Here is a 21,650-nt window from a genome sequence, read left to right on the forward strand (position 1 = left end):
GATAGCACTGCCGCCGAGCTCAGACAGATGTGACCACCGCCCGCACCACCATGTCGCCGATCAGCTGCTGCGCATGCTCGAAGTCGCCCGCGTCCAGTTCCGGCTTGTCGAGCACCAGCGCCATCTGGGCCGAGAAATCGGCGTAGGACTGGGTCATGGCCCACAGCGCGAACAGCAGGTGGGTGGCGTCGACGCGGGCGATGCGGCCGTCTGCCATCCAGCCCTCGAACACCTCGATGTCGCGGCGCAGCAGCGGTACCACGCGTGCGCGGATCTGGTCGCCGTAGAACTTGGCGCCGCCGATGACTTCCATCGCATACACGCGCGAGGCCCAGGGCTGCTCGCGCGAGAAGCGCAGCTTGGCCGCCACATAGGCGCGCAGCACGTCGGCGGGTTCGGCGGCTGGATCGGCCAGGTGGGCCATGCGCTCGAGCCAGTCGTCCAGCACGTCGTCCAGCACGCGCTGGTACAGGGCGTTCTTGGTCGGGAAGTAGTAGAGCAGGTTCTGCTTCGAGATGCCGGCCCGCTCGGCGACGGCGGCGATGCTGGTGCCTTCGAAGCCGCACTCGGCGAACAGGCGAGTGGCGGCGCCGAGGATCGCGTTTTCCAGCTTGTCGCGGCGCGTGCTGCTGTCGTTGACGTGAATGTCCATGCTGTCCTCAGCGCTGGGCGCGCAAAAACTCGAGCAGTTGCGGGTTGGCCGCGTAGGCGGCGTTGAAACGGAACCAGATGCCCTGCGCTTCGCGCTGGGTGAAGAACTCGCCAGGCGCCAGCAGGATGCCGCACTTCAGGGCGGCGTCGGCGATCGTGCGGCCATTGCGTGCGGCCGTCGGGAGATCGTCCCAGCCGGCGCTGACGAACATGCCGCCGCGCGGCTGCGCCAGCGGCGCCATGCCCAGTCCGCGCAGGGCGTCCAGGGTGCGCTCGCGGGCGTCATCGAGCTGGCTCGCCAGGCGCTCGACCATGCGGCGGTAGCCGCGCGTGCCGATGGCGTGGAATACGGCGCGCTCGTTGATCTCGGATGTGGTCAGGCCCGCCACCATCTTCACGCGCAGCAGTTCCGGCACCAGGGAGCGCGAGGCGCACAGCGAACCCACGCGCAGCACCGGCGACAGGGTCTTGGAAAAGCTGCCGACCCGGATCACGCGGCGCAAGCCGTCCATCGCCGCCAGCGAGGCCTCGCCGGGCTGCGCCAGTTCGCGGTAGATGTCGTCTTCCACCAGCCAGAAATCGAACTGCTCGGCCAGCCCCAGGAGCCGGTGCGCCTGGGCCTGCGAGAGCGAGGTGCCGAGCGGATTCTGCAGCACCGTGTTGACGAACATGAGTTTCGGATGCAGCAGCGCGGCCTGGCGCGCCAGCTCTTCCATGTCCAGGCCGGCTTCGCCGCGCGCGATCCCGACCGGGATGCAGCCGTGGTGGCGCACCAGCGACAGCAGGTTGCTGTAGCCGGGATCTTCGACTAGCACCACGTCGCCAGGGCGCGTCAGCGTGCGCAGCACCAGGTCGAAGGCGTGGGTGGCGCCGTTGGTGAGCAGCAGCTGGTCGGGCTCGACGGGGAACAGCTCGCTCGACAGGGTGGCGGCCAGGTGCTGGCGCAGCGAGGGAAAGCCGAGCGGGTGGCCATAGCCGCGCAGGCGGCTGGCCGGAATCTTCATGGCGTGGCGCACGGCGTCCAGGATCGTGTTTTCGCCATACCACTCGGGCGGCAGCCAGCCGGCGCCCACCGGCAGGGTTTCAGCCTGGCCGCTGTACAGGTCGGGGGCGAGGGCGTCGATCTCGGATTGCAGGCTGGGCTGGCTGGCAGCTGGTGCGCACGGCGCCTGGGGCAGGCTGCGCGCCACGAAGAAACCTGACCCACGGCGCGAGGAAAGCAGCCCCAGCTGCAGCAGGCGCTCATAGGCTTCGACCACCGTGAATGTGCTGACGCCATTGCACTTTGCGAATTGTCTAACCGAGGGCATTTTCGTACCGGCACCGAGCTGGCGCTCGTTTACCATCGTCGAGATAGTCGCGACGATCTGGTCGACCAGGCTGCCGCGCCGGTTCCGGTCGATACCGAGTAGTGGCCACGCCACACCGGGTGCCATACTGGCGGCAGATCGCAAGGTTTTACAAGGAATGACCTCTGTTAACACAGCTTCTTCCATCGCCACCACTCCATCCACGGGGTTGAAGGGCGCCTCGAAAAACCGTCGCGAGCGGCAGCAATGGTGGTCGAGAAGCGCAGCTGTACGAGGAGTACAGCGAGCATCGCAGACCGCCAGTGCAACGCGCAGCAGGTTTTTCGAGGCGCCCGGACTGTACAGGCCGCGTCGCCTGTACGGTTGGTCGGTTTTGCCCTTGGTGTATCTGTGCCGGTGTTGCCTTGCTGACTATTATTGATCAATATTTTGCCAACTGGTAAAAATTTTTCGCCGTCATGGCGGGGAGAGACGCATGAACGAGTCCAAGCCCAAGTCGATGTCGTCGTTTTGGATGCCCTTCACCAATAACCGCGACTTCAAGGCCAATCCGCGCCTGCTGGTATCTGCCGATGGGATGTACTACAAGGATGTGGACGGCAACAGCGTGCTCGACGGCACCGCCGGCCTCTGGTGCGTGCCCTGTGGCCACGCCCAGCCGCGCATCACCCAGGCCGTCAGCGAAATGGTGGGCCAGCTCGACTTCGCACCCACCTTCCAGATGGGCCACCCGGCCGCCTTCGACCTGGCCGAGGGGCTGATGGACTACACCGGCCACAAGTTCGGCCACGTGTTCTATACGAATTCCGGTTCCGAAGCGGTGGATACCGCCCTGAAGATGGCGCTGGCCTATCACAAGGCCCGCGGCGAGGGCGGGCGCACCCGCCTGATCGGGCGCGAGCGCGGCTACCACGGGGTCGGCTTCGGCGGCCTGTCGGTGGGCGGCATCGGCAACAACCGCAAGAGCTTCGGTCCGCTGCTGCCGGGCGTCGACCACCTGCCGCACACGCACAACCTGTTGAAGAACGCCTTCTCGCGCGGCGAGCCGGACTTCGGCGTGGAGCTGGCCGACGAACTCGAACGCCTGGTCACGCTGCACGATGCCTCCACCATCGCCGCCGTGATCATCGAACCGGTGTCCGGCTCCACCGGCGTGCTGGTGCCGCCCAAGGGTTACCTGAAGCGCCTGCGCGAGATCTGCGACAAGCATGGCATCTTGCTCATCTTCGACGAAGTCATCACCGGCTTCGGCCGCCTGTGTACGCCCTTCGCCAGCGACTATTTCGGCGTCGAGCCCGACATGATGACCACGGCGAAGGGGCTGACCAACGGCGTGGTGCCGATGGGCGCCGTGTTCACCAAGCGTTTCATCCACGACGCCTTCATGGAGGCGCCGGCCGGTATCGAGCTATTCCACGGCTATACCTATTCCGGCCATCCGCTGGCCTGCGCGGCGGCGATCGCCACGCTCGAGGTGTTCCGCGAGCAGGGCATCATCGACAACGCAAAGGCGCTGCAAACGTACTTCGAGGACGCGCTGCATTCCCTGCGCGGCCTGCCGCACGTGATCGACCTGCGCTCCATCGGCCTAGTCGCGGGCATCGAACTCGAACCCATCGCCGGTAAGCCGGGCGCGCGCGCCTACAGCGCCTTCAAGAAGGCGTTTGCGGACGGCATCCTGATCCGCGTGACGGGCGACATCATCGCGCTGTCGCCGCCGCTGGTCCTGAACAAGCAGCACATCGACGAATTGTTCGGCAAGCTCGCCACCGTACTCAAGAACCTGGACTGAATCTCTCATGGACATTATTTCGCATTTCATCAACGGCCAGCCGACGCAAGGGAACGGCACGCGCCAGGCCGACGTCTACAATCCGGCACGCGGCGAGCCCCGCGCCCGGCTGGCGCTGGCCGAGACGGGTGACGTTGACGCCGCGGTCTGCGCCGCGCAGGCTGCCTTCCCGGCCTGGGCTGCCACGCCGCCACTGGCGCGCGCACGCATCCTGTTCAAGTACCTGCAGCTGTGCCAGCAGCACACCGACGATTTCGCGAAGATGGTCGTGCGCGAGCATGGCAAGACCTTCGCGGACGCCCAGGGCGAAGTCGCGCGCGGCATCGAGGTGGTGGAATTCGCGGTGGGCATCCCGCAGATGCTCAAAGGGGAGTTCACCGACCAGATCGCGCGCGGCATCGACGCCTGGTCGATGCGCCAGCCGCTCGGCGTGGTGGCCGGCATCACCCCGTTCAACTTCCCGGTGATGGTGCCGATGTGGATGTTCCCTATTGCGCTGGCGTGCGGGAACACCTTCGTGCTGAAACCTTCCGAACGCGATCCCTCGCCTTCGCTGCTGCATGCCCGGCTGCTGCAGGAGGCCGGCCTCCCTGACGGTGTGTTCAACGTGGTCCAGGGCGACAAGGTGGCGGTCGATGCGCTGCTCGACCATCCGGACGTCCAGGCCATCAGTTTCGTGGGCTCGACGCCGATCGCCGAGTACATCTATTCCCGTGGCTCGGCCAAGGGCAAGCGCGTGCAGGCCCTGGGCGGCGCCAAGAACCACATGGTGGTGATGCCGGACGCCGACATGGACATGGCGGTCGACGCCCTGATCGGCGCGGCCTACGGTTCGGCCGGCGAGCGCTGCATGGCGATCTCGGTGGCGGTGGCCATCGGCGACGCCGGCGACCGGCTGGTCGCCGCACTGGCCGAGCGCACCGCGACGCTCAAGATCAACGACGGCATGGCCGAGGGGGCGGAGATGGGGCCGGTGGTCACCAGCGCCGCCAAGGAACGCATCGAGCGCCTGATCGGCCAAGGGGTGGAGCAGGGCGCGACGCTGGTGGTGGACGGCCGCGGCTGCCGCGTGGACGGCTGCCCGAACGGCTTCTTTGTCGGCGGCACCCTGTTCGACCATGTCACGCCCGACATGACAATCTACCAGGAAGAGATCTTCGGCCCGGTGCTGTGCGTGGTGCGCCTGCCGGACGTGGGCCGGGCGGTGGAACTCATCAACGCCAACGAATACGGCAATGGCGTGGCCATCTTCACGCGCGACGGTGGCGTGGCGCGCGAGTTCGTGCGCCAGATCGAAGTCGGCATGGTGGGCGTGAACGTGCCGCTGCCGGTACCGATGGCCTTCAACAGCTTCGGCGGCTGGAAGCGCAGCCTGTTCGGCGACCATCATGCCTACGGTCCCGAAGGCGTGCGCTTCTATACCCGCCACAAGGCGGTGATGGAGCGCTGGCCCAATACTGCCAGCAGCGGGCCGGAGTTCGCTTTCCCGCAGATGAAGTAATTCGGCACCCGTGGGGTGCAGCAGCATGTCGTCGACCAACAACAAGAAGGGATGCACATGATCGAATCACTCCAGCACCTGCCGCCCGCGGCGGGGTCGAACGGCGAGCTCGCCCTGCAGTTCACCGACCTGGCGCCGCCCCTCACGGCCCGCCAGGCCGCCGTCGAGGCGGCGCGCTGCCTGTACTGCTACGACGCCCCCTGCATGAACGCCTGCCCGACCGGCATCGACGTCGCCAGCTTCATCAAGAACATCCACGACGGGAACATCGATGGCGCCGCCCACGGCATCCTGAAGGCCAACATCTTCGGGGGCAGCTGCGCCCGGGTGTGCCCGACCGAGATCCTGTGCGAGCATGCCTGCGTACGCAACAACCCGGCCGAGCGCGAGCCGGTGCGCATCGGCCTGCTGCAGCGCTACGCAATCGACAATGCCAGTTTCGCCGGCCATCCCTTCCAGCGGGCTCCCGCCACCGGCAAGGTGATCGCCGTGGTCGGCGCCGGCCCGGCCGGCCTGTCCTGCGCGCACCGCCTGGCCATGCTGGGCAACGACGTGGTGGTCTATGAGGCGCGCCCGAAAGCCGGTGGCCTGAACGAATACGGGATCGCCAAATACAAGCTGCCGGGCGACTTTGCCCAGCGCGAAGTGGACTTCCTGATGTCGATCGGCGGCATCCACATCGAATACGGCCGCAAGCTGGGCGAGAACCTCAGCCTGGCCGAGCTGCACACCCGCTATGACGCGGTCTTCCTGGGTATCGGTTTGCAGGCCAGCCGCGCACTCGGCCTGACCGGCGAAGACGCTCCTGGCCTGATGGCGGCGATCGACTACATCGCCGCGCTGCGCCAGGCCAGCGACCTGTCCACCTTGCCGGTGCCGCGCCGCGCGGTCGTGATCGGCGCCGGCAACACGGCGATCGACATGGCGGTGCAGATCAAGCGCCTGGGAGCCGAAGACGTGACCCTGGTCTACCGCCGCGGCCTGGAGTCGATGAGCGCCACCGGCCACGAGATCGAGATCGCCAAGGCGAACTACGTGCGCATCCGCACCTGGGCCGCGCCGCTCGAGGTGCTGCTGGACGAGGCGGGCCGGGTATCCGGCATGCGCTTCGAGCAGACCCGCATGGAAGAGGGCCGCCTGGTGCGTACCGGCGGCTACATCGAGATCGCGGCCGACGCCGTGTTCAAGGCCATTGGGCAGAGCATGAGCGAAGACGGCCTGGTCGAACCGCTGGCACGGGAACTGTCGCGCGAGGGCGACCGACTCCGGATCGATGAGCGTTTCCGCACCGCGATCCCCGGCATCTATGCGGGCGGCGACTGCGTGGCGCCGGGCCAGGACCTGACCGTGCAGGCGGTCCAGCACGGCAAGCTGGCGGCCCTGTGCATCCACCAGGACATCCAGGCGCATATCGGCACCACTATGGAGGCAGCATGGCAGACCTGAGCATCGATTTCTGCGGCATCAAGAGTCCGAACCCGTTCTGGCTGGCCTCCGCGCCGCCCACCGACAAGGCCTACAACGTCGTGCGCGCCTTCGAGGCGGGGTGGGGCGGGGTGGTGTGGAAGACCCTGGGCGAAGACCCGCCGGCGGTGAATGTCTCTTCGCGCTACTCGGCCCACTACGGCAAGAACCGCGAAGTCATCGGCTTCAACAACATCGAGCTGATCACCGATCGCAGCCTGGCCATCAACCTGGAAGAGATCACCCAGGTCAAGAAGGACTGGCCGGACCGCGCCGTGATCGTGTCCCTGATGCTGCCTTGCGAAGAGGCGCCGTGGGCGGCGATCCTGCCGCTGGTGGAAGCCACCGGCGCCGACGGCATCGAGCTGAATTTCGGGTGCCCGCACGGGATGCCCGAGCGCGGCATGGGCGCGGCCGTGGGCCAGGTGCCGGACTACGTCCAGATGGTCACCAGCTGGTGCAAGAAGCACACGCGCCTGCCGGTGATCGTCAAGCTCACGCCCAACATCACCGACGTGCGCCACCCGGCGCGCGCGGCGCTGGCCGGCGGGGCGGATGCGGTCTCCCTGATCAATACGGTCAATTCGATCACCCACCTCGACCTCGACCGCATGGTGGCCTTTCCGATCGTGGGCGGGGCCAGCACCCACGGCGGCTACTGCGGCTCGGCGGTCAAGCCGATCGCGCTCAACATGGTGGCCGAGATCGCGCGCGACCCGCAAACCCGCAATCTCCCGATCTCCGGCATCGGCGGCATCGGCAGCTGGCGCGACGCGGCCGAATTCATCGCGCTCGGCGCCGGCAGCGTGCAGGTCTGCACGGCCGCCATGCTGCACGGCTTCCGCATCGTCGAAGAGATGAAGGATGGCCTGTCGCGCTGGATGGACAGCCAGGGTTACGCGAACATCGCCGCCTTCTCGCGCAAGGCGGTGCAGAACACTACCGACTGGAAGTACCTGGACATGAACTACCAGGTGATTGCCCACATCGACCAGGACAAGTGCATCAAGTGCGGCAAGTGCTACGTGGCCTGCGAGGACACCTCGCACCAGGCCATCGCACGCGCTGTGGACAATGTCGGCAACCGCCGCTACGAGGTGAAGGAGGCCGAGTGCGTGGGCTGCAACCTGTGCGAAATCACCTGTCCGGTGGAGGCCTGCATCACCATGGTGCCGCAGGAAACCGGCAAGCCTTACATGAACTGGACCCAGGACCCGCGCAACCCGCGTGCCGAGCCGGTAGTGGTGTAAACACCCGACCCCGCACGCGACACCTTTGTACAGACGATTGCGCTACACTCGGTTGCACAATCGGCAACCGACCAGGAGAGGCCCACGTGACGACGCAACACAACGCAAGCTCCGAACTCTGGAACCACGACCTGGCCCCCACCGGGGCCGCGCAGCGCACCTGGCGCTGGTACCACTTCGCCGCACTGTGGGTCGGCATGGTGATGTGCATCCCCGCCTATACGCTGTCCGCCAGCCTGATCGAATCGGGCATGTCGGCCTGGCAGGCGGTGTGGACGGTTTTCCTCGCCAACGCCATCGTGCTGGTGCCGATGCTGCTGATCGGCCACGCCGGCACCAAGTACGGCATTCCCTATGCCGTGCTGGCGCGCACCTCCTTCGGCACCCGCGGCGCCAAACTGCCCGCCCTGATGCGCGCCATCGTGGCTTGCGGCTGGTACGGCATCCAGACCTGGTTCGGCGGCAGCATGATCTACACGCTGCTGGGTGTGATGAACGGCGCGCCGATCGGGGGCGAGCCGATCGCGGGCCTGGGCATCAACCTGGCGCAGCTGCTCTGTTTCCTCGCCTTCTGGGCGATCCAGCTCTACTTCATCGTGCACGGCATCGAATCGATCCGCAAACTCGAGACCTGGACCGCGCCTTTGAAGATCGCGATCTGCTTCGTGCTGCTGTGGTGGGTGTACGAGCGCGCCGGCGGCTTCGGCCCGCTGCTCGATCGTCCCTCGGCTTTTGTTGCCGGCGGGCCGAAGGAGGGCCAGTTCTGGCAGGTGTTCTGGCCTTCGCTCACCGCCATGATCGGCTTCTGGGCCACGCTGGCGCTGAACATCCCCGACTTCACCCGTTTTGCGAAGACCCAGCGCGACCAGGTGGTCGGCCAGACCGTGGGGTTGCCGGTGCCGATGGGTTTGCTGGCAGCGCTGGCGGTGATCGTCACTTCGGCCACGGTGGTCCTGTACGGCAAGGCCTTGTGGGACCCGGTCGACCTGGCCAGCCGCATGGAAGGCACGGCCGTGCTGGTGGCGCTGATCGTGCTGCTGGTCGATACGGTCAGCGTCAACCTGGCGGCCAACCTTGTCGGCCCGGCCTACGATTTTTCCGCACTGGCGCCGCGCGCCATCAGCTATCGCATGGGCGGCTACATCACCGCCGGCCTGGCCCTGGTCATGATGCCCTGGAAGATCCTGGAGACCACCCAGAACTACATCTTCACCTGGCTGGTGGGCTACTCGGCGCTGCTCGGGCCGATCGCCGGCATCCTGATCGTCGACTACTACCTGGTGCGTAGAACGAAGCTCGACGTCGACCAGATGTACCGCGACGACGGCATCTATTCGTACCGGAACGGCTGGAACATGGCGGCCATCGTCGCCTTCGTGCTGGGCGTGGCGCCCAACATCCCGGGCTTCCTGAACGCCGCCTTCCCGGCATCCTTCCCGGACGTGGGCGAGGCGTTCAAGACCATTTATACCTATGCATGGTTCGTCGGCGTCGCCATCGCGGCCATCGTCTACGGCGCCATGATGAAGGGCCACCGCGTGCCGCTTCTTTCGGCGCACCAATCCTGAAACGAGGGAGAACCTGATGACGATCCTGATCCGTGGCGGTACCGTCGTGAACGCCGACCGGGCCTTCCGCGCCGACGTGCTCTGTGTGGGCGACAAGATTGCGGCGGTCGGCGAGAACCTGGAGGCCCCAGGCGGGGCCACCATCGTCGACGCCGGCGGCCAGTACGTGATGCCGGGCGGGATCGATCCCCACACCCATATGCAGCTGCCCTTCATGGGGACGGTCACGGCGGACGACTTCTTCACCGGCACCGCGGCCGGGCTGGCGGGCGGCACCACCACCATCATCGACTTCGTCATCCCTGACCCAAAACAGTCGCTGTTGGAAGCCTTCCACACCTGGCGCGGCTGGGCCGAGAAATCGGCCGGCGACTACACCTTCCACGTCGCCGTCACCTGGTGGGATCAATCGGTGCATGAAGAGATGGGCGTGCTGGTGCGCGAGCATGGCGTCAACAGCTTCAAGCACTTCATGGCCTACAAGAACGCGATCATGGCCGACGACGAGACCCTGGTGAAAAGCTTCCGCCGCTCGCTGGAACTCGGCGCGATCCCGACCGTCCATGCGGAGAACGGCGAACTGGTCTACCAGTTGCAGCAGGAGCTGCTCCAGAAGGGCATCCGCGGCGCCGAAGCGCACCCGCTGTCACGTCCGCCGGAGGTCGAGGCGGAAGCCGCCAACCGCGCGATCGCCATCGCCAACGTGCTCGGCACGCCGGTCTACATCGTGCACGTGTCCTGCGCCGAGTCGCTGGAGGCGATTACGCGGGCGCGCGCAAAAGGACAGCGCGTGTATGGCGAGGCCCTGGCCGGCCACCTGGTCATCGACGACAGCGTCTACCGCCACCCCGACCCGGACTTCACGCGCGGCCACGTGATGAGCCCACCCTTCCGCAGCCGCCATCACCAGCAGGCACTGTGGCAGGGCCTGCAGGGCGGGAACCTGCACACCACGGCGACCGACCACTGCACCTTCTGCGCCGAGCAGAAGGCGGCCGGCAAGGACGATTTCACCAGGATCCCGAACGGCTGCGGCGGCGTCGAGGAGCGCATGGCGGTGATCTGGGATGCGGGCGTCAATGCAGGCCTGCTCACGCCTTCGGAATTCGTGCGCGTCACCTCCACCAACGCGGCCCAGATCTTCAACATGTACCCGCGCAAGGGCCTGGTCGCGGCCGGGGCGGATGCCGATATCGTGGTCTGGGATCCGAACGGCAGCCGCACTATCTCGGCCGCGACGCAGTTCGCCAAGGGTGGCTTCAACGTGTTCGAGGGCCGCAGCGTGCGCGGCATCCCGAGCCATACGGTGGCCGCCGGCAAGCTGGTGTTCGAACGTGGCGAGCTGCGCGCCGAACGCGGCGCCGGCCGCTACGTCCCGCGTCCCGCCTTTACCGCCACCACCGCCTGAGAGGAAACCATGAACGAACTGAGGATCAAGGGCGAGCGCCTGTGGCAGTCGCTGATGGACCTGGCCGCCATCGGCGCTACCGAGAAGGGCGGCGTCAAGCGCCTGGCCCTGACGGACCTGGACCGCCAGGGCCGCGACCTGGTGGTGAAGTGGGGACGCGAGGCGGGCCTGGAAGTGACGGTCGACCAGATCGGCAACGTCTTCATGCGGCGCGAAGGGCGCAACCCCTCGCTGTTCCCGATCGTCACCGGCAGCCACGTCGACACCCAGCCGACCGGCGGCAAGTTCGACGGCAACTACGGTGTGCTGGCCGGGCTGGAAGTGGTGCGCACCCTGAACGACTTGAACATCCAGACCGAGGCGCCGATCGAAGTCGCGTTCTGGACCAACGAAGAGGGATCGCGCTTCGTGCCCGTGATGATGGGTTCCGGTGTGTTCTGCGGTGCCTTCAGCCTGGAGACCGCCTACGCCGCCCGCGACGTCGAGGGGAAAAGCGTGCGCGACGAACTGGAACGCATCGGCTACCTGGGCGACGAGGTGCCCGGCAAGCACCCGATCGGCGCCTATTTCGAGACCCACATCGAACAGGGCCCGGTACTGGAAGACGCCGACAAGGTGATCGGCGTGGTGCCGGCCGTGATGGGCCTGTCCTGGTACGACTGCACGGTGACGGGCATGGAAGCGCACGCCGGCCCGACCCCGATGGGCCTGCGCCGCGACGCGCTGCAGGTCGCGACCGGCATCATGCAGGAGGTGGTGCAGATCGCGAACCGCTACCCGCCCTATGGCCGCGGGACGGTGGGCATGGTGCAGGTCTTCCCGAACAGCCGCAACGTGATCCCGGGCCAGGTCAAGTTCAGCATCGACCTGCGCAACGTGAACGAGGCCTTGCTGAACACGATGCATGAAGAGATGCTGGCGTTTGTTGCGAAGACGCGCGCCGAGAGCGGCCTGGGCATCGACATCGAGCGCGTCTCCTACTATCCGCCTTGCCCCTTCCACCCGGATTGCGTGAACGCGGTGCGCAAGGCAAGCGAAAAGCTGGGTTATTCGAGCATGGACGTGGTGTCCGGCGCCGGGCACGACGCCATCTATGCCGCGCGCGTGGCCCCCTCCGGCATGATCTTCGTGCCCTGCAAGGACGGCATCAGCCACAACGAGATCGAGGACGCCCAGCCGGCCCACCTGGAAGCCGGCTGCAACGTGCTGCTGCATGCGATGCTCGAGCGGGCCGGCGTCGCGAGCTGAATGCTACTGTCGGGAATATTTACACTTGCTTGCGGCCGTTGCCACGTCCTGTCAACAAGTGCTTGATTAAAATCATGATTATTTTCTTGGCATAAATATTGCTTTTAATCCTTTATCGTAAATATATGATAAGGAATCTTAGCAATGAGCAATATTCTCAGTATCGCCGCAGGTCTCGCCCTGGTCGCCGTCACGGGCAGCGCCGCCGCATTGCCTATCCCTGTCGATCACTTTATTTTTAATAACAACACCCTCGACACCGGTTCGAAGCCGAAGTCGATGGCACAGGCCGGCAGCTTCAGTTATGCGTCCGCGCCGGCTGGCGTCACGGGCAAGGCCGCTGTTTTCAACAGCAGTGGCTATCTCCGCTCGACGAGCATGGCCGCGATTTCCGGCGACTTCAGCGTGTCGTTCTGGATGAAGACGGGCGCCACCAGTCCGCAGGGTGTATCCCAGTGGTACGAAGGCATGGGCCTGGTCGATGCCGAGCGCGGCGGCGTGACGACCGACTGGGGCCTGAGCTTCATGAACAACAAGATCGGCTTCGGCATCGGCTGGCCGGACACGACGATCACCACCGCCACCAGCGTCAATGACAACCAATGGCACCTGGTCAACGCAAGCTGGCAAATGAACACCGGAACCATGTCGCTTTACCTCGATGGCGTGCTGAGCAATTCGAAGGTCGTTGCCGCTTCGAAAGACATGACCCGTGCCAACCAAAACCTGCTCGCCATCGGCGGCCTGGCCACCGGTATCAACTGGTTCTCGGGTTCGATCGCGGACGTGCAAGTCTTCGATAGCGTGCTGAGCGCCGCCCAGGTACGCGAAATCAGGTCCAACGCCGTGCCGGAACCGACCTCGCTGGCGCTGCTCGGCCTGGCTGGACTGGCTGGCCTGGTCGCGCGCCGTCGCCGCCAGGCTTGAACGCAAGGCCAACCGGACGCGGGCGACAGCTTCCTTGTAAAAATGGCATGATCCTGGGGTAACCTGGGAGATGCCGCATGGATTGGCTGGAGCGCAGCTGGAATACGATACTGTTTGAATTTTCCGACCTCGGCAACGTGGAGGACATCACGCGCATCGTGCTGCGCCTCCTGGTTGCCGTCGTCCTCGGCGGCCTGCTCGGCTACGAGCGCGAGTCGGTCGGCGCCTCGGCTGGCCTGCGCACCCACATGCTGGTGTCGCTCGGCTCGGCCCTGTTCGTGCTGATTCCGCTGCAGGCGGGGATGGAGATCGGCGACGTCTCGCGCGTCCTGCAGGGCGTCACGGCAGGCATCGGCTTCATCGGCGCCGGCGCCATCCTCAAGCATCACCAGAAAGACGACGTGAAGGGCGTGACCACGGCCGCCAGCGTGTGGCTGACCGCGGCGGTCGGCATCGCGGCCGGCATGGGACGCGAAGCGACCGCGGTGCTGAGCGCCCTGTTCGCGCTGGTGATCCTGGCGATCCTGCGCATCACGCCCAAGAAGGAATAAAGGCCTGACCGCTTCAGATCAGACTTAGCTCGATCCCCCGCAGGACGGCACGCACGCGGTCGCGCACGCCTAGCTTCGACAGGATGCTGGAGACGTGATTCTTCACGGTGCCTTCGCTCGAGCCCAGGTGGGCGGCGATTTCGGCATTGCTCAATCCCCCGGCCACCAGGGCCAAGACTTCGGTCTCGCGTTGCGTCAGCACGCCGGGGATGGCCGCCGTGCCCCCGCGCGCGAAGGAGGAGCGGACGCGTTCCGTCAGCGCGGGCCGGAACAGCGTGCCGCCAGCCGCAACCTGCCGGATGCCCTCGGCCAGGCGCTCGAGCGAGATATCCTTGAGCACGAAGCCGCGCGCACCGAGGCGCATGGCCTCGAACATGGCGTCTTCGTCGTCGAAGGTGGTCAGCATGATCGTCGGCGGCAGGGTGCAAGCGGGTTCCCGCAGCAGCTCGATGCCGCCGCAGCCGGGCATGCGCACGTCGAGCAGCAGGACGTCCGCGCCGGCCTGCGCCAGCACCTGCCTGGCCTTCACCCCGTCCTCCGCTTCCGCGACGACGCGGATGTCGTCCGTCAGCGCGAGCAGGCCGTGGATGCCGCTGCGCACCAGGGTCTGGTCGTCGACCAGCACCACGCGGATCACGCCGCCACCTCCCGCGGGGGCAGGCGCAGCTCGAGCGCGAAGCCGCCGCCGGCACGGGCGCCGTAATGCAGCTCGCCGCCCAGGTCGGCGAGCCGTTCGCGCATGCCGCGCAGGCCATTACCTTCGGCCAGGGCGGCGTTTCCATGCCCGTCGTCGGCCACCCGGACCACGGTGGCGCCGTCCTGCAGCGCCAGCGCGATGTCGAGCCGGCGCGCATGCGCGTGGCGCAGGGCGTTGGTCACGGCTTCCTGGATACAGCAGAACAGGGCGTGCGCGACGGGCGCCGGGTGACGGGCGGCCGCGGGATCGACGTGCAGGCCGATCGCCAGCCCCGGGATGCCGTCGCACAGCAGGCGGATCGCCTGTTCCAGGTCGATGTCCTGGTCCTGGCGGCTGCCGGAGACGACGTTGCGCACCTGGGCCAGCAGCTGGCCGCCGGCGTCGCGCGCCGTGATGAGGGCGGGCGGCGCCGCTTCGCGCGACTGGCGCAGCGCCAGGTCCAGGTGCAGGTTCAGGGCGGTGAGGTGGTGGCCGACCGCATCGTGCAGGTCGCGTGCGATGCGCAGGCGCTCGGCGCCGCGCACCGTCTCGGCCAGCAGCGACCGGGTCGCCAGCATCTGCGCATGCGCCGTGGCCAGCGCACGACGCATCCGGTGTTCGCGCAGGACCAGGCGGGCGGCCAGGTAGCCCGCCGCCGCGATGGTCCGTTCGGCCGAGACATAGGCAAGCAGTGACCAGCGCGGCGCTTCACCCAGGCGTACGCCCAGATCCAGCACCAGCAGGGTGTCCACCGCAACGCCCGCCAGGTACTGCGCCAGCAGCATCCACAAACCGTGGCGCCAAGGCAGCAGCAGGCCGAGATGGGCGGCGACGAGCACGTGCAGCGCGATCGAATCGAGCAGCACCGCGCAAGCGACCAGCAGGCCGAGGAGGACCAGGCGGCGGCGCGGCGTCCTGGCCAGGCAGGCGGCGCCCGGCAGCAGGGCGAACAGGGCGCACCCCGCCGCCTTGGCTGCCACGAACAGCTGGAAAGCCAGGGGCACATGGGACGGGCTGATATCGCCGCGCCAGTCGCCGGTGAGGGCGACTGCCGCCAGGCCGAGCGGGTTATGCAGGGAGATGCGGCCGGCCAGCGCGGCCGCGACGTCGAGCCCGCCGAACAGCAGTGCGGCCGCGACGGCGATGATCCAGGGCGGAACAGTGGGCAGCTTGCTGACGGTCGGCTCTTGCGTCATGAACTCATGGATTGAAAAGGGTGCTGCATTCTAGCGGATGGCCGGGCGGCGCCCGGCCATCCCCGTCAGAAGCCGAAGCGCAGACCGGCCTGCAGCTGTCGCTGGCTCAGCTTGACGTCCTTCTCGCGTACCGTGCCGTAGTGTTCGAATTCGAGCGTGGCGGCGACGTTCTCCGTCAGCTTGTACGAGGCGCCGACGCCGAACATCGGCTTGGTGCCGCTGACCGTACCGTCAAGCTGGCCGGCGTTCGATATCTCGAAGCGGCTGTGCGCCACGCCCAGCTTGGCGTGCAGCGACACCTTGTCGCTGACGGCCACCGAGCCTTTCACGGCCGCGTAGAGGGCGCGCGATGACAGCCGTGGATCCTGGGCGGTGTCGAGCATGTCGCGGTCGAATTTGTACCTGCTCGCCACGCCTGCGTAACCGGTTTCCAGCGCCAGGTGCTCGCTCAGTGCGAGTCCGCCATACAGCTTGACGCGCAGGGGATGGTTCTTGCTGCTGAAGCGTTCGCCGTCGGGGTTTTCGAGGGTCGACTTCGACTGGCCGGTCGCGATGCCGGCATAGAAGCGGGTGTCGTCCGGCCCGGCCGCGTGCGCGGACAGGCTGGCGAACAATGGCAGGGCGAGGAGGATTGCAGAGACGCGTTTGTTCATGTGGCTTTTCCGATCAATGTGGTCCGCTGCGTCACCGAGATGCAGCGTGTACCCCTATTGTCGGGATGCGGCGCGCCGGCCGCATGTGCCATTCGTCATGCGTATGTGTAACGTCGCAGGAAGTCCAGCAGCACCTCGCCCGCGATCTCGGCATCGTCCGCCGTCATGGTCTCCAGCGGATTGTGGCTGATGCCGCCATTGCCGCAGCGGGTGAACAGCATCGCCACCTCGGTAATCTTCGCCATCTCCATGGCGTCGTGGCCGGCGCCGGACAGCAGGTCGAAGCGCGGCAGGCCGGCCGCTTCGATCGCGGCGCCGAGGCCGTCCATCAGAGGCGGCGCGCAGGGAGCGGCGTCGGCCTCGACCAGCTTCCACAGCTTTTCCTCGATGCCGCGCCGGGCGCAGATGGCGCTTATCCCCGCCAGGATATCGTCCACTGCCGCCAGGCGCTCCCCGTCGCTGGCCGCGCGGATATCGAGCGACAGCCGGCACTGGCCGGGGATCACGTTGACCGAACCGGCCGGCACTTCGAGCTGGCCGACCGTGCCGACCAGCGAGCCGCGACCGCTGCAGCGCTGCTCGACCAGCAGCACGATCTCGGCAGCCGCTGCGGCGGCGTCGCGCCGCATGCCCATCGGCGTGGTACCGGCATGGCTGGCCACGCCGGAGAGTTCCAGCAAATAGCGCGAGCTGCCGGCGATCGCCGTGACAACGCCCACGGGCAGGCCACGTCCCAATAGAACCGGTCCCTGTTCGATATGGACCTCGACAAAGCCCAGCAGCAATGCAGGATCGCGTGCGATCGTCCCGATCTGCGCGGGATCGTGGCCGGCAGCCTGCAGCGCCGCGCGCATGGTGACGCCCTCGCTGTCCTGCTGGTCCAGCAGCACCGGGTCGAAGCGCCCCGTGATCGCGCTGCTGCCCAGGAAGGTGCTGCGAAAGCGCACGCCTTCTTCTTCCGCAAAGCCGATCACCTCCAGGTGGAAGGGCAGGCGCTCGCCCCGCTCGTTCAGGTGGCGCACCAGGGCGATCGGCAGCAGGATGCCGAGCCGGCCGTCGTACTTGCCGCCGTTGCGCACCGTGTCGTAGTGCGAGCCCGTGAGCAAGGTCTTGGCATCCGGCTGCGCGGCCGCGTAGCGCCCGACCACGTTGCCGACCGCGTCGATGTGCGCTTCCATGCCGGCCTCGATCATCCAGTCGCGCAGCTGCTGCGCGCTGCGCTGGTGGGCCGGGGTCATGTAGGCGCAGGTCAGTCCGTTTTCATCGTCGCTGATGGCGCCGAGCGTTTCGGCCCAGTCCATCACCTGCGGCCCGAAGCGCAACTGCACGCCCAGCAGTTCGTTCAGGCGGATCTCGGCGATGCGGTGCACCTGGCGCAGGCACTCAAGCATCTCATCAGGACGGGTGTTCTTCAGGCGCCGCGCAAAGGTCTCGATGATGGCGGCGCGCGTGAGGCCGCGTCCCGTCGGTCCCTTCACCGCCAAGATGAAGGGAAAGCCGAATTTCTCGCTGTACCGGGCATTGAGTTCGTGCAGCCGGGCGTATTCGTCCGGGCTGCAGCGGTTCAGGCCGGACGCGGCCTGCTCGCCCGTCGATTCCGCCGTCAGCTCGCCCGCGATGGCCGCCTTGCCGGCCAGCTCAGGGTGGGCGCGCAGCAGCGCCAGCTGCTCGTCCTCGTCCGCCTGCGTCACCACGTCCTGCAGGGCCAGCTTGAGCGCAGCCAGGCTGGCAAAGGGCCGCTTGCCGGCCGCGCGCTCGGCGATCCAGGGGGAGTGTTCATAGATGCCGCGCAGTGCCTCCACGAAGGCGCCGGGTTCGCAAGTGTTCAGATCCGACAGGGTAGTCATGGTGTGCATCGCCTCATTCGAGTCCATGATGATAAATCCTGCAAGCTTCCAGCTCATACGCGCGGGCGCATAGCCGGTATTGCGCTTACTTCGGTACCAGCGCCCGCGCCGCGGCGCTGACCTGGTCGCGCAGCCATTTGTGCTCGGACGACTGGTGCACGCGCTGGTGCCACAGCTGGTAGAAGCGCATCGGCGGGAACTTGATCGGCACCGCGAAGCTTTTCAGGGGCAGCGTGCGTTCGTAGAAGCGGATGAACTGGCGTCCGGTGGTGAGCACCAGGTCGCTCTGGGTCAGCATGTAGGGGATCACGCCGAAATAGGGCGACTCGACCGCCACCTTGCGCTGCATGCCCATGCGGTCGAGGTGGGCGTCGATCACGCCGTGGTAACCGGGCAGCATCTGCGAGGGCGCCACGTGCGGCAGCGACAGGTAGTCTTCGACCGTCATGCCATCGGCGGCGGTGCGCCGCGCATACGGGCTGTCGGCGCGCATGGTGCAGATGATCGGGTCTTCGAACAGCTTGGACATGTGCAGGTGCGCGGGCGGCTCGTCCCAGTTGGCGATCACCAGGTCCATCTCGCCGTCGGACAGCATGCGCAGGTAATCCAGGCCGGGGCCCAGGCTATGGATCACCACCTTGCTGTTGGGCGAACCGCGGCGCAGGGCGGCCACCACGCCCGGCAGGAACTGGGTGTCGAGGTAGTCGGGCGCGGCGATGTGGAAGGTGCGCGTCGCTTCTTCCGGCACGAAGGGAGACTTGCGCACGAACAGGCTCTCGGCTTCGTCCAGGATGCGCTTGGCCGGCTTCATGAGGCTCTCGCCGTGCTGGGTCGGCACCATGCCGCGCGCACCGCGCACCAAGAGCGGATCGCCGGTCAGCTCGCGCAGTTTGCGCAGCGAAGCCGAGATCGATGGCTGCGGCTGGTTCAGCTTGAGGGCGACGCGCGACACGTTCTTCTCCTGCAGCAGCAAATAGAGGATGCGGATCAGGTGCAGGTCGAGGTGCTGGGGCAGGCTGGCCATGGGCGCGTATATCAATACAGATATGTTGAATATACGCTAAATTTCATGTTGCAGAAAATGAAATCAAGCTATCTTCGAGGGATACTCAATAAGGACGCCTCCTATGGATGGTTTCGGATATCTCGGCCCGTATGCTTTGGAATGGTTCAACATGCTGGTGCGCTGGCTGCACATCATCACGGGCATCGCCTGGATCGGCGCTTCCTTCTACTTCGTCTGGCTCGACAACACGATCCGCCCGCCGGCGCCGGGTTCGGAGCTGGCGAAGAAGGGCGTCGCAGGTGAATTGTGGGCCGTGCACGGCGGCGGCTTCTACAACCCGCAGAAATACCTCGTGGCGCCCGCCGAGCTGCCAAAGGAGCTCCACTGGTTCAAGTGGGAAGCGTATTCCACCTGGCTGTCGGGCTTCGCGCTGCTGGTCATCGTCTACTACCTGAATGCGCAAGCCATGATGGTCGACCGCAGCGTGGCGGACCTCACCAGCTGGCAGGCGGTCGGCATCGGATTGGGAAGCCTGGTGGTCGGCTGGATCGTCTACGACCTGCTGTGCCGCTCCCCGCTGGGCAGGCACGATCTGGCTTTCGGCGTCACCATCTTCGCCTTCCTGGTGGCCAGCAGCTATGTGCTGACGCACCTGCTCAGCGGCCGCGCCGCCTACCTGCACGTGGGGGCGATGATCGGCACCATGATGGTGGCGAACGTGGCGATGCTGATCATTCCCGGCCAGCGCAAGATGGTCAAGGCCATGTTGGCGGGCCAGAAGCCGGACCCGATCCACGGCATCAAGGCCAAGCAGCGCAGTGTTCACAACAATTACTTCACGCTGCCGGTGCTGTTCATCATGATCAGCAACCACTATGCGATGACCTACCGCCACGAATACTCATGGGCGGTGCTGGGCGTGATCATGGCGGCCGGTGTGCTGATCCGCCACTTCTTCAACCTGCGCCACAAGGGCCGTATCGCGTGGAAGTATCCGGCGGCGGGCGTGGCGCTGCTGGCGCTGCTCGCCTTTGCCATCGCGCCAAAGGCGCCGGCAGGGAGCCAGGCCGCAGCGGGGCAGGACGAGGCAGCGCGCTTCGCCCAGGTCCGCACCATCATCGACCAGCGCTGCGTGTCCTGCCATGCGCAGCAGCCGACACAGCCGGGCTTCGCGACGGCGCCGGGCGGCGTGATGCTGCACACCCCCGAACTCGTGAGCCAGAACGCTCAGCGTATCTACCAGCAGACGGTGCAGCTGAAAGCGATGCCGCTGGCGAACCTTACCCACATGACCGATGCCGAACGGGCGCAAGTCGGCGCCTGGTTCGAAACCGGCGCAAAAACAGGACAGAAATAATGAACGACCAGCGACAGCAACAGCTCCTGGAATGGATCGACGCGCACTTCGACGAACAGGTCGGCTTCCTGCAGCAGGTGATCCGCATCCCGACCGACACGCCGCCGGGCAACAATGCGCCGCACGCGGACGCAGTCGCGGAGATGCTCGCGCAGTACGGCTGGAACGCCGAGAAGCACGCGGTACCTGAACAGGAGGTGCGCGACTACGGCATGGCGAGCATCACCAACCTGATCGTGCGCCGCCCGTATGGGCCGGGAGGCCCGACGCTGGCCTTGAACGCGCATGGCGACGTGGTGCCGCCGGGCGAGGGCTGGACCAGGCCGCCCTACGGCGCCGAGATTCACAATGGCGCCATCTACGGCCGCGCCGCGGCGGTATCGAAAAGCGATTTCGCCACCTATGTGTTCGCGGTGCGCGCGCTGGAAGCGCTGGGCCTGCCGCTCACCGGCGCGCTCGAGCTGCACTTCACCTATGACGAGGAATTCGGCGGCCTGCTCGGCCCGGGTTGGCTGCTGGAGCAGGGGCTGACCCGTCCCGACTACGTGATCGCGGCCGGCTTCAGCTACAACATCGTCACCGCCCACAACGCTTGTTTGCAGCTGGAGATCACGGTGCACGGCAAGGCCGGTCACGGCGCGATGCCGGAGACCGCGGTGGACGCGCTGCAGGCCGCCACCCGCATCCTGAACGCGATCTACGGCCAGCTGCCGGAACTGAAGAAGATCAAGTCGGGCGTGCCGGGCATCGATTCACCCACCATGCTGGTCGGCCGCATCGACGGCGGGACGAACACGAATGTGGTGCCGGGCAAGGTGGTGATGAAGATGGACCGCCGCATGATCCCGGAAGAAGACCCGGTGGCGGTGGAGGCCCAGGTGCGCGCGCTGATCGAGGATGCGGTGGCAGGCATGCCGGGCATCCGCCTGGAGATCCGGCGCCTGCTACTGTCGCACGCATTGCGTCCGCTGCCCGGCTCGGAGCAGCTGGTAGCCAGCCTGCAGCGCCACGGCCGCGCCATCATGGGCGAAGAGATCACGGCCCAGGGCACGCCGCTGTATGCGGACGCGCGCCTGTACGGCGAGCGCGGCATCCCGGCGGTGCTGTACGGTGCCGGGCCGCGCACGGTGCCCGAATCGAACGCCAAGAAGGCCGACGAGCGGCTGGTGTTGGACGACCTGCGCAAGGCTACCAAGGTGGTGGCGCTCACGCTGCTCGACTTCCTGGCGCAGTCCGAGTAAAGGC

General features: G+C 66.6%; 18 protein-coding genes. 11 read left to right on the forward strand and 7 right to left on the reverse strand.

What is annotated here, in order from left to right:
• Positions 1-19 precede the first annotated feature (19 nt).
• Positions 20-652 carry a TetR/AcrR family transcriptional regulator gene (locus LK542_RS01080; RefSeq protein ID WP_227810482.1) on the reverse strand — a complete coding sequence of 211 codons (633 nt, stop codon included), beginning with the start codon at positions 650-652 and terminating at the stop codon, positions 20-22.
• A 7-nt stretch (positions 653-659) separates the two neighbouring features.
• Complete coding sequence (locus LK542_RS01085) at positions 660-2,075, reverse strand: PLP-dependent aminotransferase family protein (protein WP_374040104.1); 1,416 nt, start codon at positions 2,073-2,075, stop codon at positions 660-662.
• 361 nt (positions 2,076-2,436) lie between these two features.
• On the opposite strand from LK542_RS01085, the gene LK542_RS01090 reads away from it, so the two are divergent.
• The 9 genes from LK542_RS01090 (at position 2,437) to LK542_RS01130 (ending at position 13,670) form a co-directional block, all read left to right on the forward strand.
• A complete protein-coding gene (locus LK542_RS01090) occupies positions 2,437-3,753 on the forward strand; it encodes an aspartate aminotransferase family protein (protein WP_227810484.1) in 1,317 nt (438 codons plus the stop codon).
• Positions 3,754-3,760: 7 nt separating this feature from the next.
• Positions 3,761-5,254 carry a CoA-acylating methylmalonate-semialdehyde dehydrogenase gene (locus LK542_RS01095; protein WP_227810485.1) on the forward strand — a complete coding sequence of 498 codons (1,494 nt, stop codon included), beginning with the start codon at positions 3,761-3,763 and terminating at the stop codon, positions 5,252-5,254.
• Between the two features lie 57 nt (positions 5,255-5,311).
• Complete coding sequence (locus tag LK542_RS01100; protein ID WP_227810486.1) at positions 5,312-6,700, forward strand: NAD(P)-dependent oxidoreductase; 1,389 nt, start codon at positions 5,312-5,314, stop codon at positions 6,698-6,700.
• On the forward strand, positions 6,688-7,968 hold the full coding sequence (gene preA, locus LK542_RS01105; protein ID WP_227810487.1) for an NAD-dependent dihydropyrimidine dehydrogenase subunit PreA: 1,281 nt from the start codon (positions 6,688-6,690) through the stop codon (positions 7,966-7,968). The genes LK542_RS01100 and preA overlap by 13 nt, the downstream gene beginning before the upstream one ends.
• Before the next feature lie 86 nt (positions 7,969-8,054).
• Positions 8,055-9,536 (forward strand): NCS1 family nucleobase:cation symporter, encoded by a 1,482-nt coding sequence (locus LK542_RS01110; protein WP_227800163.1) that lies wholly within the window; start codon positions 8,055-8,057, stop codon positions 9,534-9,536.
• A gap of 16 nt (positions 9,537-9,552) precedes the next feature.
• Positions 9,553-10,944, forward strand: a complete 1,392-nt coding sequence (hydA, locus tag LK542_RS01115; RefSeq protein ID WP_227810488.1) for a dihydropyrimidinase — start codon at positions 9,553-9,555, stop codon at positions 10,942-10,944.
• 9 nt (positions 10,945-10,953) lie between these two features.
• On the forward strand, positions 10,954-12,192 hold the full coding sequence (locus LK542_RS01120) for a Zn-dependent hydrolase (protein WP_227810489.1): 1,239 nt from the start codon (positions 10,954-10,956) through the stop codon (positions 12,190-12,192).
• 144 nt (positions 12,193-12,336) lie between these two features.
• The gene (locus tag LK542_RS01125) at positions 12,337-13,119 is read left to right on the forward strand and encodes a LamG domain-containing protein (RefSeq protein WP_227810490.1); all 783 of its coding nucleotides are present in this window, start codon (positions 12,337-12,339) and stop codon (positions 13,117-13,119) included.
• 77 nt (positions 13,120-13,196) lie between these two features.
• The gene (locus LK542_RS01130) at positions 13,197-13,670 is read left to right on the forward strand and encodes an MgtC/SapB family protein (protein ID WP_227800167.1); all 474 of its coding nucleotides are present in this window, start codon (positions 13,197-13,199) and stop codon (positions 13,668-13,670) included.
• Positions 13,671-13,683: 13 nt separating this feature from the next.
• Here LK542_RS01130 and LK542_RS01135 read toward each other — a convergent pair whose 3' ends face one another.
• The 5 genes from LK542_RS01135 to LK542_RS01155 form a co-directional block, all read right to left on the reverse strand.
• A complete protein-coding gene (locus LK542_RS01135) occupies positions 13,684-14,307 on the reverse strand; it encodes a response regulator (RefSeq protein WP_227800168.1) in 624 nt (207 codons plus the stop codon).
• Complete coding sequence (locus LK542_RS01140) at positions 14,304-15,542, reverse strand: sensor histidine kinase (RefSeq protein ID WP_227810491.1); 1,239 nt, start codon at positions 15,540-15,542, stop codon at positions 14,304-14,306. The genes LK542_RS01135 and LK542_RS01140 overlap by 4 nt, the downstream gene beginning before the upstream one ends.
• A gap of 65 nt (positions 15,543-15,607) precedes the next feature.
• Positions 15,608-16,195, reverse strand: coding sequence for a porin family protein (locus tag LK542_RS01145; protein WP_227810492.1), 588 nt, complete (start codon positions 16,193-16,195; stop codon positions 15,608-15,610).
• A gap of 95 nt (positions 16,196-16,290) precedes the next feature.
• On the reverse strand, positions 16,291-18,042 hold the full coding sequence (locus tag LK542_RS01150) for an allantoate amidohydrolase (RefSeq protein WP_227810796.1): 1,752 nt from the start codon (positions 18,040-18,042) through the stop codon (positions 16,291-16,293).
• A gap of 85 nt (positions 18,043-18,127) precedes the next feature.
• Positions 18,128-19,066 (reverse strand): LysR substrate-binding domain-containing protein, encoded by a 939-nt coding sequence (locus LK542_RS01155; protein WP_227800171.1) that lies wholly within the window; start codon positions 19,064-19,066, stop codon positions 18,128-18,130.
• A gap of 103 nt (positions 19,067-19,169) precedes the next feature.
• Between LK542_RS01155 and LK542_RS01160 the strand changes: the two genes are divergently transcribed.
• Both LK542_RS01160 and LK542_RS01165 read left to right on the forward strand, forming a co-directional pair.
• Positions 19,170-20,405: a urate hydroxylase PuuD gene (locus LK542_RS01160; protein WP_227810493.1), complete on the forward strand. Its 1,236-nt coding sequence runs from the start codon at positions 19,170-19,172 to the stop codon at positions 20,403-20,405.
• On the forward strand, positions 20,405-21,646 hold the full coding sequence (locus LK542_RS01165) for a M20/M25/M40 family metallo-hydrolase (RefSeq protein WP_227810494.1): 1,242 nt from the start codon (positions 20,405-20,407) through the stop codon (positions 21,644-21,646). The genes LK542_RS01160 and LK542_RS01165 overlap by 1 nt, the downstream gene beginning before the upstream one ends.
• Positions 21,647-21,650: the final 4 nt, after the last annotated feature.

The sequence above is a fragment of the Massilia sp. IC2-477 genome (assembly GCF_020707265.1).
Lineage (GTDB): Bacteria > Pseudomonadota > Gammaproteobacteria > Burkholderiales > Burkholderiaceae_D > Telluria.